Consider the following 15,420-nt stretch of genomic DNA (forward strand, 5'->3'; position numbering starts at 1 on the left):
CGCCCCTTACCTCACTTCATGGACTGGTCAGCTGCAGCCGCTGGTCGAGCCGCAGCCCTCGCAGATGTAGCAGGAACCGGCCCGCTGCATCTTCGTGCCGCAGGAGAAGCAGAGTGGGGCGTCGGCCTGGATGCCCAGCTGCATCTCCACCAGCTCGGCGCTGGTGTGAGCCTGCTTGGGGGCGGGCTTGGCCACCTCGGTCCTCGGGGACGCGACGGCCTTCAGCTCCTGGGTGCGCGGTGCCGACTGGGCCAGGCCCTCGACGTCGACCTCGTCCTCCTCGATGGAGGGTTCGTACGAACCGGTCTCCAGGTGCCGCTGACGCTCCTCGGCGGAGTGGATGCCGAGCGCGGAACGCGTCTCGAAGGGCAGGAAGTCCAGCGCCAGGCGGCGGAAGATGTAGTCGACGATCGACTGCGCCATCCGCACGTCCGGGTCGTCCGTCATACCGGCCGGCTCGAAGCGCATGTTGGTGAACTTCGAGACGTACGTCTCCAGCGGCACGCCGTACTGGAGGCCGACGGAGACCGCGATGGAGAAGGCGTCCATCATGCCCGCGAGGGTGGAGCCCTGCTTGGACATCTTGAGAAAGACCTCGCCGAGGCCGTCGTCCGGGTAGGAGTTGGCCGTCATGTAGCCCTCGGCGCCGCCGACGGTGAAGGACGTGGTGATGCCGGGACGACCCTTCGGGAGGCGCTTGCGGACCGGGCGGTACTCGATGACCTTCTCGACCGTCTCGCGGATGGTCGCCTCGGCCTTCTCGGTGACCTCTGCCTTCTCCTTCTCCTTGGTCTTGGCGGAGAGCGGCTGCCCGACCTTGCAGTTGTCGCGGTAGATCGCGAGCGCCTTGACGCCGAGCTTCCAGGCCTCGAAGTAGATCTCCTCGACCTCCTCGACGGTCGCCGTCTCCGGCATGTTGACCGTCTTGGAGATGGCACCGGAGATCCAGGGCTGGATCGCGGCCATCATGCGGACGTGGCCCATCGGGGAGATGGCGCGCTCGCCCATGGCGCAGTCGAAGACCTCGTAGTGCTCGTGCTTGAGGCCGGGGGCGTCGATCACGTTGCCGTTCTCGGCGATGTGGGCGACGATCGCCTCGATCTGCTCCTCCTGGTAGCCCAGGCGGCGCAGGGCCTGCGGGACCGTGCCGTTGACGATCTGCATCGAGCCGCCGCCGACCAGCTTCTTGAACTTCACCAGGGCGAGGTCGGGCTCGACACCGGTGGTGTCGCAGGACATCGCGAGACCGATGGTGCCGGTGGGGGCGAGGACGGACGCCTGCGAGTTACGGAAACCGTTCTTCTCACCGAGGCGCACCACGTCCTGCCAGGCCTCCGTGGCGGCGGCCCAGACCGGGGTGTCCAGGTCGTCCATGCGGACGGCGACGGTGTTGGCGTCGGCGTGCTGGCGCATGACCCGGTTGTGGGCGTCGGCGTTGCGGGCGTAGCCGTCGTACGGGCCGACGACCGCGGCGAGCTCGGCGGAGCGCTTGTACGCCGTGCCGGTCATCAGGGAGGTGATGGCACCGGCCAGCGCGCGGCCGCCGTCGGAGTCGTAGGCGTGGCCGGTCGCCATCAGCAGGGCGCCCAGGTTGGCGTAGCCGATGCCGAGCTGGCGGAAAGCGCGGGTGTTCTCGCCGATCTTCTGGGTCGGGAAGTCGGCGAAGCAGATGGAGATGTCCATCGCGGTGATGACGAGCTCGACGACCTTGCTGAAGCGCTCGACGTCGAAGGACTGGTGGCCCTTGCCGTCGTCCTTCAGGAACTTCATCAGGTTCAGCGAGGCGAGGTTGCAGGACGTGTTGTCCAGGTGCATGTACTCGCTGCAGGGGTTCGAGCCGTTGATCCGGCCGGACTCCGGGCAGGTGTGCCAGTGGTTGATGGTGTCGTCGTACTGGATGCCCGGGTCGGCGCAGGCCCAGGCGGCCTCGGCCATCTTGCGGAACAGGCTCTTGGCCTGGACCTCCTCGATGACCTCACCGGTCATACGGGCCCGCAGACCGAACTGCCCGCCCTGCTCGACCGCCTTCATGAACTCGTCGTTCACGCGGACCGAGTTGTTGGCGTTCTGGTACTGGACGGACGTGATGTCGTCGCCGCCCAGGTCCATGTCGAAGCCCGCGTCACGAAGGGCGCGGATCTTCTCCTCCTCCTTGACCTTGGTCTCGATGAAGCCCTCGATGTCGGGGTGGTCGACGTCCAGGATGACCATCTTGGCGGCGCGGCGGGTGGCGCCGCCCGACTTGATGGTGCCGGCGGAGGCGTCGGCGCCGCGCATGAAGGAGACCGGTCCGGAGGCGTTGCCGCCGGAGGAGAGCAGTTCCTTGGAGGAGCGGATCCGGGAGAGGTTCAGGCCGGCTCCGGAGCCGCCCTTGAAGATCATGCCCTCTTCCTTGTACCAGTCGAGGATCGACTCCATGGAGTCGTCGACGGACAGGATGAAGCAGGCGGAGACCTGCTGGGGCTGCGGGGTGCCCACGTTGAACCACACGGGGCTGTTGAAGCTGAAGATCTGGTGCAGGAGGGCGTACGCCAGCTCGTGCTCGAAGATCTCGGCGTCGGCGGGCGTGGCGAAGTACTTGTAGTCCTCGCCGGCCTTCCGGTACGTCTTCACGATGCGGTCGATCAGCTGCTTGAGGCCGGTCTCGCGCTGCGGGGTGCCGACAGCACCGCGGAAGTACTTGCTGGTGACGATGTTGACCGCGTTCAACGACCAGAAGTCGGGGAACTCGACGCCACGCTGCTCGAAGTTGATCGAGCCGTCGCGCCAGTTGGTCATGACGACGTCACGGCGCTCCCAGCTCACCTCGTCGTACGGGTGCACGCCGGGGGTGGTGTGGATGCGCTCGATACGCAGTCCCTTGGTGGCCTTCGTCCCCTTCGCGCGGGAACTCCGTGCCGGACCGCTCGCCGTCTCTGTCATGCCGCCTCCCTCTACGGGCAAAAACGCCCTGAAATGCCACGATGTTCCCGTGACACGCTGTTCTGTTTTGGCGTTGCGGGCACCCTGAGCTGCCCCCGCAACAAGTCCTGGATCGCCGTCCGACAACCGGATCCGGGTCCTCCGACCGGTTCCGGTCCGCCCGTCAGCCGGCGATATGGGCGGGCGCGGGCACCCGAGTGGTCCCGCCCGTCCCGCGACCGTCCTCCTGGCTCCCCACTGCCGCGCCTTCGTCGTCCGCGACGGGGTCCTGCGCCGCCTGCCTGAGCTCCGCGATCGCGGCCTCGAAGTCCTCGAGCGAGTCGAACGCCCGGTAGACGGAGGCGAATCGCAGGTAGGCGACCAGGTCGAGCTCCTGCAACGGGCCGAGTATGGCCAGACCCACGTCGTGGGTGGTCAGCTCGGCGCTTCCGGTGGCGCGCACCGCCTCCTCGACCCGCTGGCCGAGCTGTGCGAGCGCGTCCTCGGTGACAGGCCGCCCCTGGCATGCCTTGCGCACGCCGTTGATGACCTTGGTTCGACTGAATGGCTCGGTTACTCCGGACCGCTTGACCACCATGAGCGAGCACGTCTCCACGGTCGTGAAACGACGGGAGCAGTCGGGGCACTGGCGGCGCCTGCGGATCGACGTGCCGTCATCGGTCGTACGGCTGTCGACCACACGGCTGTCGGGATGCCTGCAGAAGGGGCAGTGCATGATCTCCAACCCTCCTCACAGCAGACTCGACAGGCTCGCCGGACCTCATGGGTCCCGCGAAGCAGCCCCAAGCATAGGCGATCTCAGAGAGACCGGAGACCCGGGGGACCACAACTTGTGGGCTGCGGTAGCAATCCAACCACTAGATGTGGTGATTGGCTGATACATCGCCAGGTTGCGCGTGTCGCACACGTACCGCTACGGCGGATTCGGAGATAGCGTGAGCGCCGCACGGAGGTCACGTGCGACTCCGGCGCAGATGGGGACGGACATCCCGGTCGGCGGCGGCACTGATGGCAGACTGGCACCCGCCCACGAGGCCGTCACCGGCGGTGAAGAGTACAACAATGAACCTTTTGTCCGCCGGATACCGCATGAGCCATACACCTAGAGATGTGATCGCGTCCGCCGAACCTCGTTTTTTCACTCGAACGTGTGTTTGGCGCAACCTTTCGAAAGCAACTACCGTTGTCCAGCAGGGAGACCATCGAGAGGGGCCGACGTGACCACGACCGCAGACAGTGCCACCATCACCGCCCAGGACCGCTCCCAGGGCCGACTCGACCCGGTGCATGCCATGAACGAAGCCGTGAACCCCGAGGGACACAAGCGTTCCCTGCCGGGCCGACCTCCAGGCATCCGGGCCGACAGCTCCGGGCTCACCGACCGGCAGCGCCGGGTGATCGAGGTGATTCGGGACTCGGTGCAGCGCCGGGGCTACCCGCCGTCGATGCGGGAGATCGGCCAGGCCGTCGGCCTGTCGAGCACCTCCTCGGTGGCGCACCAGCTGATGGCACTGGAGCGCAAGGGCTTCCTGCGGCGCGATCCGCACCGCCCGCGCGCCTATGAGGTGCGTGGTTCCGACCAGGCCGTGACCGTGCAGCCCACGGACACCGCCGGCAAGCCCGCCGCGTCCTATGTCCCGCTGGTCGGCCGCATCGCCGCCGGCGGTCCGATCCTCGCCGAGGAATCCGTCGAGGACGTCTTCCCCCTCCCCCGGCAGCTCGTCGGTGACGGTGAGCTCTTCGTGCTGAAGGTCGTCGGTGACTCCATGATCGAGGCCGCGATCTGCGACGGCGACTGGGTGACCGTCCGCCGCCAGCCAGTCGCCGAGAACGGTGACATCGTCGCCGCCATGCTCGACGGCGAGGCCACGGTCAAGCGCTTCAAGCGCGAGGACGGCCACGTCTGGCTCCTCCCCCACAACGCGGCCTACGAGCCGATCCCCGGCGACGACGCGACCATCCTGGGCAAGGTCGTCGCGGTACTGCGGCGCGTGTGACGCCTGCGGCGGGCGATCATGTCGCCCGCCCTCAGATCGGGCCCCGGGACCCCTGCGCCGGTTCCGGGGCCCTGCACTGTCCGGACCCCGGCGCCCAGCTACTGCGACGCGGGGCTCGGCCTGTCCCGGCGGGGGGACGGACCGGCCCCCACGTCACTCTGCCTCCGCCTGCTGCGCGACCGCGTCGATGGCCGCCAGCGACTTCCGGACCTGGTTACGGTCCGTGGTGTACCAGAAGTCGGGCAGCGACGCCTTGAGATAGCTCCCGTACCGCGCGGTCGCCAACCGCTGATCGAGTACGGCCACCACGCCCCGGTCCCCGGACGCCCGTACCAGTCGGCCCGCACCCTGGGCCATCAGCAGCGCGGCATGGGTGGCGGCGACCGCCATGAAGCCGTTGCCACCGGCCTCCTCCACCGCCTTCTGTCGTGCGCTCATCAGCGGGTCGTCGGGGCGCGGGAACGGGATCTTGTCCATGACCACCAGCTGACAGCTGGAGCCGGGGACGTCCACGCCCTGCCACAGCGACAGCGTGCCGAAGAGACACGTCCTGGGATCGGCCGCGAAGTTCTTGATCAGCTCGCCGAGCGTCTCCTCGCCCTGCAGGAGTATCGGGAACTCGGGAATCCGGACGCGCAGCTCCTCGGCGGCCTGCTGGGCTGCCCGCATCGAGGAGAAGAGCCCGAGGGTACGGCCGCCCGCGGCCTGGATCAGTTCGGTGAGTTCGTCGAGCATGTCGGCACGGTCACCGTCCCGGGCGGGGCGCGAGAGGTGCTTGGCCACGTAGAGGATGCCCTGCTTCGGGTAGTCGAAGGGCGAGCCGACGTCCACCCCCTTCCACTGCGGGAAGTCCTCGCCCTCGGTGCCCTCCGGGGCGAGGCCCAGGGAGGCACCGACGCCGTTGAAGTCGCCGCCGAGTTTCAGGGTCGCCGAGGTGAGGACGACCGAGCGGTCCGCGAAGAGCTTTTCCCTCAGCAGGCCCGACACCGACATCGGGGCGACGCGGACGGAGGCACCGAACCGGTCGTGCCGTTCGTACCAGACGACGTCCCACTCGGAGCCGTTCACGATCCGCTCCGCCACGTCGTGCACGGACTCCACCGAGGCCAGCGCCTGTTTGCGGACCGCGTCCTCGTCCTGGACCGACTTGTCGCGTGTGGTGCCGATCGCCGAGATCACCGTGCGGGCCGCGTCCCGCAGAGCCGCGAGGGCGTAGCCGAGATCCTCCGGGATCTCCTCGAGGCGGCCCGGCAGGGCCAGCTCCATCAGCCGCTCGAAGCCCTCGGCGGCGGTCTGGAGCTGATCGGCGGCCTTCTCGTCGACCAGTTTGGCGGCGCGCCGCACGGCACGGTTGACCTGGCCCGGAGTGAGCTCGCCGGTGGCGACGCCGGTGACCCGGGAGACCAGTTCGTGCGCCTCGTCCACGATCAGCACCTCGTGCGGCGGAAGCACGGGGGCGCCCTCGATGGCGTCGATGGCGAGCAGAGCGTGGTTGGTGACGACCACCTCCGCCAGCTTGGCGCGCTCGCGGGCCAGCTCGGCGAAGCACTCGGCGCCGTAGGCGCACTTGGAGGCGCCGAGACATTCCCGCGAGGAGACCGAGACCTGGGCCCAGGCCTTGTCGGAGACGCCCGGCGTGAGGCCGTCGCGGTCGCCGCTCTCGGTCTCGTCGGCCCAGTCCCGCAGCCGCAGCAGGTCCTGACCCAGCTTGCTGGTCGGCGCGGCTGCCTCGAACTGGTCGAAAAGGCCCTCCTCCTCGTCCTGCGGCACCCCCTCGTGCAGCCGGTGCAGGCACAGGTAGTTCGACCGGCCCTTGAGCATCGCGAACTCCGGGCGGCGGCGCAGCAGCGGGTGCAGGGCGTCGACGGTCCTGGGCAGGTCCCGTTCCACGAGCTGTCTCTGCAGGGCGAGGGTCGCCGTCGCCACGACGACCCTCTCCCCGTGTGCCAGCGCCGGCACCAGGTAGCCGAGCGACTTTCCGGTGCCGGTGCCGGCCTGGACCAGCAGATGGGATCCGTCGTCGATCGCCTCGGCGACCGATTCGGCCATGGTCACCTGGCCGGGGCGCTCCGTGCCGCCGACGGCTGTGACAGCGGCATGCAGGAGTTCAGGGAGTGAGGGCTTCGTCATAGCGCGACCACCCTACGGCCCGGCGCTGACAATCGGGCGGTCAAGCCGGAGCCGAGAGGTCTGATCACGCCGGTGCCGCCTGAACGGACGGACCCAGCGGGGAAGGGGCGGGCCGGAGTTCGGGCCGCTTCGAATTTTCTCGAGCGGCCGGGAACTCGATCGGCCGCCGCTTCGTACTACATGTGTACGCGCAGTCACACAGCGCTACATCAGATGACGTAGGGACCGGTCCCTCATCATGAGAGCGGCCCGTTTGCCAGGCAGATCGACCTCGGCGGCGTAGCGATAGCCCGCGTTGAGGAAGGCGGCCACGGAGGGGGTGTTGTGAAGATCGGGTTCCGCGACGACGCGCGCACAGGCCGGGCGGCGATCCAGTACGAGATCGGCCACTGCTCTGAGCAGGGCGGACCCCAGTCCCCGTCCACGATCGGAGGCATCGCCGATGAGGAGGTGCAACCCGGTGTCGTGCGGGCGGGCCGGATAGCGGCGGGCGAGGGGATCCAGGTCGGCTCGGTAGATCTCCCAATAGCTCATGGGGGTGCCGTCCAGCAGGCCCAGACACGGCACAGTGCGTCCGTCGCCCGCGAGTTGGGTCCGCAGGTACTCCTCCGTCTGCGCCCGTGAGCCGGCCAGCTGCCAGAACGCGGCCACCGCAGGGTCGTTCATCCAGCGGCTGATGACCGGCAGGTCGCGTCCCATGTGAACCGGCACGAGCTGGAAGGAGCCGACAGGCGTCGGAGTCGGACCCCAGGTGTCCACGTGATCGAGCAGGTCCGGCGAGTCCAGAGGCCCAGGGGTCGGCGTCCCCCTGGTGGCGGCGCCGGGTCTCTCGCCGACGTCGGGTCGGGGTGTCTTCCCTGTGAAGAGGGCGTGGAGTTCGGCGGGCAGGCGGAGGTCCAGGGTGTCCTCGCAGTCCCTGGTGTCCTCGGCGGGTCCGGAGCGGCCGGGGTGGTAGGGGCGGCCGGGATGGACCGGTACGGGGCCTGCGTCGGCGCTCGCGTCGGTGGGAGGCATGGTGCGCTCCTCTCAGAAGACGAGGTGGGGCATGTTCCTCGGTCGGGTGAATGACGTCAGGTGATCGTCGAAGGAAGGGCGGTGATCGTTGGAGTAGGGGCAGTGGGCGGCGGGGCGCGACCGGTGGTCGAGGACGGACGGGCGGTGGTCGGCGGAACGGAAGAACAACGAGTGGGCGAGACGGCGGTGCGAAAGCGCGTCAGGAGTGGAGGGGGTTGGCGATGGTGACGTAGACGGACTGGGTGTCGACCGGGCCGACGAGTTCGTCGAGGCCGTGCAGGCGGGTCAGCAGGTTGGCCTTGCAGCGCAGGACCGGTGAGTCGAGCAGACGGGCGGGCAGTGAGCTGCGCAGCCGGGCGGGGCCGCAGGCCGTCTCGGTGAGGAACCCTCGGAACGCCGCGAGGAGCAGACGCTCGTCGGCGAGCCGCTGGGAGCCGAAGGCTCCGATGAGGCCGAGCACGTTGTTGATGCCGAGGTAGTAGGCGAAGCGCTCGTCGGTGACCTCGTCGGAGACGAAGGTGTCGCTGTGCTCGCCGATGCCGGGCAGCCGGGCATCCAGGTCGGCCCGCCGGGACTCACGGAAGTAGTAGCCCTGGTTGTCACGGTAGCGCCCGCCGGCGGGCCAGCCGTCGGCGTCCAGCAGGAGCAGGGTGTTCTGCTGGTGCGCCTCCAGCGCGACGCCGGCCTCGCCGTCCAGCCACAGCACCGGGCGGACGACCTGCTCCAGGTAGCGCAGGAACCACTCGGCGCTGACGGCGCCGACGGGCCGGCCGGTGCGTTCGGCGAGCCGGGCGACCACCCGAGCGAGCCGGGAGCGGTACGACTGCGGTGCACTGCCGTGCGGCTGTTGGTTCGGTTGATGGTGCGGTTGGTGGTACGGCTCGTCGTTGGACGCCGGGGTCTCGTGGGGCCGGGGCGTGATCAGTCCGGCGACGCAGGACACGTCGTCGGCCGGGGTGAACGGGTTGTGCCGGACCATCACGTCGAGTCCTTGCACGGGCCGGCCGTCCTGGTCGTCGACGGCCAGCCAGGCGGGGTCGCGCACGATGTCGAAGCCCGGGTGGACGGCCTGCCACTGCTTGGCGAGGCCGGTGCGCAGCAGACGGTGCACCTCGACGCCTCGGTGGAGTTCCTTGCGGAGGTTCTCCCGGCGGGAGTTGGTGATGCGCAGGCCCAGCGACAGCTTGAGCATGGCGGGAGCACCGGTGCGGTGGACGGTGCGTACGGAGGAGGTGGGATACCAGGGGGCGCCGAGTGGGCCCAGGTCACGGAGGAGTCCGGCGTCGAGAAGGGCGGCGGACACGTCGCGGAGACGGAGCTCGCGGGCCTGCCAGGGGTGCAGGGGCAGGGCGGCGGCATGGCCGTCCGGCATCGGCAGGGGCTGGTCCGTGAGGCGTCGCATGAGGTCGGGTGCGGGCACGGGACGGCCGCGTTCGGTCCAGGCCGAGTCGGTGGCGAGCAGGGAAGAGTGGACCGTCATCCAGTGCAGCGGAAAGGAGCCGCGCAGCTCCGGTGAGTAGCGCCGGGATTCGGACTCGGTCAGGCCCTCGCGGCTCTTCGGGGTCGGGTGCAGTGGATGTCCGAGGAGGAGCGCCTGCTCGGCGGCGAGGAAACGGTCGGGGCCGTCGGCGGGACGGGCGCGCCGGTCCGCGATGAAGGTGGCGGTGCGGCGCAGGGAGTCGGCGACGCGGGCCACGAGGTCGTCATCGGAAGGGACGTCCGGAGCGTCCGGGGTGGCGGATGCGCCCTCGCGGACGTGAAGTGCGCCGTCGGCGGCGGCTCGGCCGGGGGCGGTTTCGGCCCGGGCGGCCGTGCCCCTGGGTCCGGGCGCTGTCTCTCGGGCGAGCAGGGCGGCGAGGGTGACCGCGTCCACAGGTGGCGCGGAGCCGGGGGCGCCGGAGAGCTGGGGTGGGCCGAAGCGGTGCCAGCCGGTCGGGGACCAGTGGCGGACGGGGGTGATCAGGACGGTACCGCTGGCGGGCAACGGGATGCGGAGGGTGCCGTTGTCGGGCGCGGGGAGGTTCGTCTCGCGCGCCCAGCAGCGGAGCAGGTTCTCCACGGCCGCGGCCTGGGCGGCGGTGTGGGGATCCGGGTGTTCCAAAAGGTCCTCCGTGTCGTCGTTCGGCCTTTCGGGCCGGCAGGCGCGGCCGCGTTGCTGGGGGACCGACTCGGCGAGTGGAAGGGGACGTCCCTGTGGGCCCTGGTCTCCGGGGTCGTCGGGGTCGGGGGTGGCGTTCACGGGGCTCCTCGGGGCTCGGGCGGTGCGGATGCGCGTCGTGCGGGAGCGGGGCGAGTGGGGCCGACGGGGTCGGGAGTCGAGTGCGGCGGGTCCGGGCGGGCGACGAAGGCGAGAGACGGCAGACGAGACGGATGAGGGGAGAGGAGACGGATGAGGGGGACAGGGTGGTGTGGATGATGTGGGGGTTCCGGCGGAGGGCGACCGGTTTGACCCCGGTGGGCCGGCCGGGAGCGAGGCCCAGCACGGCTGCCAGGGTCATGCCGGCGTCAGGAGCCTTGCCCACGTCCAGGGTCGTGCCGGTCTTCAGGCGCTGCTGGAGCTTGGGAGGCCTTCCGGCTCTTCCGGATTTCCGGGCGCCCCGGCTAGTCGGCCGGATCCTTGAGGCCGTCGGGTTGGCGGGGGCGGACGCCGTGCGCGGCCGGGTCGCGGGCCACCGCCGCCACGGCGTCGGCGAGGCGGTCCATTACGGCGGCCGCCTGTTCGTCGGTGATCGTCAGCGGCGGGAGAAGCCTCACGACACCGGCGTGCCGTCCACCCAGCTCAACGATCAGACCCCGCTCCAGGCAGGCTCGTTGGACGGCGGCGGCCAGGTCTGGGGCGGCGGGATGCGGTCCGGACCGGGCCACACCGTCACCCCCACTGCCCGCACCGCTGGAGCAGAACCCGGACCCGAGCCGGGAAACGGAGCCGGGCCGGGAGTCGGAGACGGAGCCGGGGGCAGGGGTGGCCTCCCCCCGCGGACGTCGCTCCTTCTCTGGGTCGACCAGTTCCACGCCGATCATCAGGCCTCGTCCGCGTACGTCTCCCACGCAGGCGAAATCGTTCTGGAGTCGGCGGAGTTGGCTCAGCATGCGGGTGCCGAGCAGGCGTGCCCGGTCGGCGAGGGCGTTCTCGCGGACGTGGGCGAGGGTGGCGGTACCGGCGGCCATGGCGAGCTGGTTGCCGCGGAAGGTGCCGGCGTGGGCGCCGGGTTCCCAGACGTCGAGGTCGTCGCAGTAGACGACGACCGCGAGGGGGAGGCTGCCGCCGATGGCCTTGGAGAGGACCATCACGTCAGGGGTGACACCGCTGTGCTCGACGGCCCAGAAGGCGCCGGTCCGGCCCACCCCGGTCTGGACCTCGTCCGCGATCAGGGGGATGGACCGGTCCGCCGTGAGCCGGCGCATCCGGCGGAGCCAGTCGTCGGGGGCGGGCAGCACCCCGCCCTCGCCCTGGACGGGTTCGAGGATCATGCCGGCGGGCTGCGGGACGCCGGACTTGGGGTCGTCGAGCAGGGACTCGGTCCAGCGGGCGGCGAGTTCCGCGCCCTGCGGGCCGCCGACGCCGAACGGGCAGCGGTAGTCCTGCGGATAGGGCAGCCGGGCGACCCGGACGTCGCCTGCTCCGCCGGAGGCGGCCAGCGCACCCGCGGTCATCCCGTGGTACGCACCGGTGAAGGCGAGGATGCCGGTGCGTCCGGTCGCGGCGCGCACCAGTTTGAAGGCGGCCTCGACGGCGTCCGTCCCGGCGGGCCCGCAGAACTGGACGCGGGCGCGGCCTGCGAGGCCGGGCGGCAGGGTGCGGAACAGTTCGGTGATGAAGGCGTCCTTCACGGGGGTCGCCAGATCGAGCACGGAGAGCGGAGCGCCGGAGTCGAGTACCTTGCGGATCGCCTCCAGCACGACGGGGTGGTTGTGGCCGAGTACGAGGGCGCCGGCACCGGAGAGGCAGTCCAGGTAGCGGCGGCCGTCGGCACCCTCGATGGTCAGTCCGCGTGCCCGCACCGGCACGATGGGGAGGGCTCGGGCATAGGTGCGGGCCCGCGACTCGCGCGCGGACTGGCGCCTGAGAATCACCTCGTGCGCCCCGGGTGCTCCCCCAAACGTTTCCCCAGTCACCGACTCCGTCACGGCCACGGCTCGCTGTCCTCCCGCTGTCCAGGGGCGAGTTGTTCGGGAGGTACCGGACACAGGCAGCCGGACCCCCACCGCTACAACCCCGGACCGTCCGGCGGGTTACGGGTCGCTCCGAAGATCCTTGCCGTCACCTTGAGATCCCCTGCCCTTCGGTGAACTCCGCGTCATGTCTTGACATGCGGATCAAGAGATTCATAGCTTGGCTCAGTATTTAGATCCATGAAGAGGATTCATGGATATGAACACGAGGGAGTCGTGAGATTCCAAGGGGTGTTGTTCTCGACATCGAGCAGAGAGGCAGCGCATCGTCCGGGCGTTCGGTCAGGTGCCCGGGAAGGGCGACGCCTTCGTGTTCTTCAACGGCCTGCCCACCGCCGGGTCAAGGCCGGGGGGCGCTCCGCAGTCCGGCCGTGGGCGGGGGCCGCGCGCCGCTCGTCGACCCCACGCCGGAGCATGTGGCCCGGCTCGCGGCACTCATCGATCACGGACTGGAGGTCGTCCACGCATGAAGCCCACCCGGATCAGGGAACTGGTCATCACCCCCATCGCCTTCCGCGACCCGCCGCTGCTCAACTCGAACGGTGTGCACGAGCCGCTCGCCCTGCGGATCGTGCTGCAACTGGTCCTGGAGGACGGCACCGTGGGGCTCGGGGAGTCCCCCGGTGGGACGGCGCGTCTGGAGCGCCTCGAGGCGGCCGCGCACACGGTCGTCGGCCTGGACGTCTTCGACACGACGGCGGTGTCGGCGGCGATCGACGCGGCGCTGCTGCCGACCGTGCCCAGTTCCCACGAACGCGGCTGGACCACGAGCGCGGTGGAGGTGGCCTGTCTCGACGCCCAGGGCAAGCTGCTCGGACGCCCGGTCAGCGATCTGCTCGGCGGTAGGGTCCGGGAGTCGGTGCCGTTCGCGGCGTACCTCTTCTACAAGTGGGCGGAGCACCCCGCCCTGGACGGCCGCCCGGCGGTCGGCGACGACTGGGGCCCGGCGCTGGACCCGGCCGGGGTCGTCGAGCAGGCGCGGCTGATGCAGGAGCGCTACGGCTTCCGGTCGTTCAAGCTGAAGGGCGGTGTGTTCCCGCCGGACGAGGAGATCGCGGCGATGCGGGCGCTGGCCGAGGCGTTCCCCGGGCAGCCGCTGCGACTGGACCCCAACGTGGCCTGGTCGGTGCAGACGTCGAAGTACGTCGCCGACGAGCTCAAGGACGTCCTCGAATACCTGGAGGACCCGACCGCGGGCATCGAGGGCATGGCGGCGGTGGCGAAGGACTCGCCCCTCCCCCTCGCCACCAACATGTGCGTGGTCGCCTGGGAGCATCTGAGGCCCGCGATCGAGCAGAACGCGATCCAGGTGCTGCTCACCGACCACCACTACTGGGGCGGACTGCGACGCACCCGTGAACTCGCGGCCGTCTGCGAAGCGTTCGGGATCACGCTGTCCATGCACTCCAACTCGCACCTCGGCATCAGCCTCGCCGCGATGACCCATGTCGCGGCGGCGATCCCGAACCTGGACCACTCCTGTGACACGCACTACCCGTGGAACGGCGCCGACGACGTGATCCGGCCCGGTGTACTGGAGTTCAGGGACGGGGAGGTCCGCGTCCCCACCGGTCCCGGCCTCGGTGTGGAACTCGATCACGAGGTTCTCGACCGTCTGCACCGCCTGTACCTGCAGTCGGGAATGCGCACACGGGACGACACCGGTTACATGCGGCGCGTGGATCCCGGCTACGAACTGCGGTTGCCCCGCTGGTGAGACCCGTAGCGAAACCGTTGCCCGGCCATGGGTGGACCCCCACAGCGAGCGCATAGTGTGTGGCGCTGAAGTTCCTTACCGACAGGGGGAGTCACCACCATGCGATCCATCCGGCCGTCGTCCGTCCCTCGGCGGGGAGGGCGCGCACCGCGGGCGCTGGCGGGCGTCGCCCTCGCCTCGGCGCTGGCGCTCACCGTCGGCGCGTGCGGCGGCTCCAGCGACGACAACGCGGGCGGCCCGGCGTCCGCGTCCGTCTCCTCGGACCCCGGCGACGGCAAGATAAAGATCCCGGACGACATCAAGAACAAGCTCAAAGAGCACGGGATCGACATCGACAAGTGGAAACACGGTGCCTGGAAGAACTGGAACCGGGACGACTGGCTGCGTGAGGCCAACGACTTCGTCAACCCCATCATCAAGGGCCTGTGGGACCCGCACCGGATGCGGGACGCCGACGACCCGGACAAGAACAAGGGCGTCGACGACAACGACCTCTCCGGCGACCAGGGGGTGACCGATCCGGCTCCGGCACCGGTTCAGGCGAAGGCGGTTCCGCCGACGTACCACGCCGGCGCGGCCACGGCGGGGAAGGTCTTCTTCGACTCCCCCGAGGGCACGATGGTCTGCTCGGCGACGGTGGTTGAGGACCCCGCGCACCCGGGCAAGTCCAACCTGGTGTGGACGGCGGGCCACTGTGTGCACGCGGGGAAGAAGGGCGGCTGGTACCGCAACATCGCGTTCGTGCCGTCGTACAACGACAGGGGTCTCACCGGTGCGGCGCTGGCGCAGGCGACCCGGTCGGAGGTCGCGCCGTACGGGGTGTGGTGGGGTGACGGGGCGCAGACCTCGCAGCAGTGGATCGACCAGGGCGGGGAGACCGGCGGCGACGGCGCGTCGTACGACTACGCGGTGATCCATGTGACGCCGGAGCAGGGCAGTGGGGGCAAGTCCCTGGAGGAGACGGTCGGTTCGGCGCTCCCGGTGAACTTCGACGCGCCGGCCGTGCCGAAGGTGTCGAGCATCACGGCCACGGGGTATCCGGCGGCCAAGCCGTACGACGGGTCGTTGCTCTACCAGTGCGCGGACAAGCCGGGGCGACTGTCGGTGGACGCGGCGGCGCCGACGATGTACCGGATCGGGTGCACGATGACCGGCGGGGCGTCCGGCGGCGGCTGGGTGGAGAAGGGTGCCGACGGGAAGGTGGCGCTGGTGTCCAACACGTCCATCGGGCCGGTGAGCTCGGGGTGGCTGGCCGGGCCCCGCTTCGGGGCCGTGGCGAGGGGTGTGTACGAGACGGTCAGCAAGGAGTTCGCCGGGCAGTGAGGGCGGTGGGGTCGCCCGATCGTCGTGGGAGCCGCTGTCCACGGGCGGGTTCAGCGCCGTCGTGGCTCGTCGCGCGGTTCCCCGCGCCCCTGGGTATGTGAAGGCCCCGCTCCCTCGAAAGGGAGCGGGGCCGTCACGTAACGG

At 70.1% G+C, this 15,420-nt stretch carries 9 protein-coding genes; 3 read left to right on the plus strand and 6 right to left on the minus strand.

Annotated features, from left to right (window positions below):
• Positions 1-27 precede the first annotated feature (27 nt).
• The gene (locus MB828_RS21125) at positions 28-2,922 is read right to left on the minus strand and encodes a vitamin B12-dependent ribonucleotide reductase (protein ID WP_133028125.1); all 2,895 of its coding nucleotides are present in this window, start codon (positions 2,920-2,922) and stop codon (positions 28-30) included.
• Positions 2,923-3,085: 163 nt separating this feature from the next.
• Positions 3,086-3,637, minus strand: coding sequence for a transcriptional regulator NrdR (gene nrdR / locus MB828_RS21130; protein WP_301649576.1), 552 nt, complete (start codon positions 3,635-3,637; stop codon positions 3,086-3,088).
• 502 nt (positions 3,638-4,139) lie between these two features.
• On the opposite strand from nrdR, the gene lexA reads away from it, so the two are divergent.
• Entirely contained in the window at positions 4,140-4,919 is a 780-nt protein-coding gene (gene lexA, locus MB828_RS21135) for a transcriptional repressor LexA (protein ID WP_133028126.1), read from the plus strand.
• Between the two features lie 153 nt (positions 4,920-5,072).
• Here the strand turns inward: lexA and MB828_RS21140 are convergent, their stop codons facing one another.
• From MB828_RS21140 to MB828_RS21155, 4 genes are all read right to left on the minus strand, one after another.
• A complete protein-coding gene (locus tag MB828_RS21140; RefSeq protein WP_133028128.1) occupies positions 5,073-7,049 on the minus strand; it encodes an ATP-dependent DNA helicase in 1,977 nt (658 codons plus the stop codon).
• A 204-nt stretch (positions 7,050-7,253) separates the two neighbouring features.
• Complete coding sequence (locus MB828_RS21145; RefSeq protein ID WP_301649550.1) at positions 7,254-8,063, minus strand: GNAT family N-acetyltransferase; 810 nt, start codon at positions 8,061-8,063, stop codon at positions 7,254-7,256.
• 199 nt (positions 8,064-8,262) lie between these two features.
• Entirely contained in the window at positions 8,263-10,302 is a 2,040-nt protein-coding gene (locus tag MB828_RS21150) for an IucA/IucC family protein (RefSeq protein WP_301649551.1), read from the minus strand.
• Between the two features lie 362 nt (positions 10,303-10,664).
• Positions 10,665-12,197 carry a diaminobutyrate--2-oxoglutarate transaminase family protein gene (locus MB828_RS21155; protein ID WP_301649552.1) on the minus strand — a complete coding sequence of 511 codons (1,533 nt, stop codon included), beginning with the start codon at positions 12,195-12,197 and terminating at the stop codon, positions 10,665-10,667.
• 505 nt (positions 12,198-12,702) lie between these two features.
• On the opposite strand from MB828_RS21155, the gene MB828_RS21160 reads away from it, so the two are divergent.
• Both MB828_RS21160 and MB828_RS21165 read left to right on the plus strand, forming a co-directional pair.
• Complete coding sequence (locus MB828_RS21160) at positions 12,703-13,953, plus strand: glucarate dehydratase family protein (protein ID WP_301649553.1); 1,251 nt, start codon at positions 12,703-12,705, stop codon at positions 13,951-13,953.
• A gap of 99 nt (positions 13,954-14,052) precedes the next feature.
• Positions 14,053-15,276: a trypsin-like serine peptidase gene (locus MB828_RS21165; RefSeq protein ID WP_301649554.1), complete on the plus strand. Its 1,224-nt coding sequence runs from the start codon at positions 14,053-14,055 to the stop codon at positions 15,274-15,276.
• Positions 15,277-15,420 lie beyond the last annotated feature (144 nt).

It is taken from the genome of Streptomyces arenae (assembly GCF_022343545.1).
Taxonomy (GTDB): Bacteria; Actinomycetota; Actinomycetes; order Streptomycetales; family Streptomycetaceae; genus Streptomyces; species Streptomyces humi.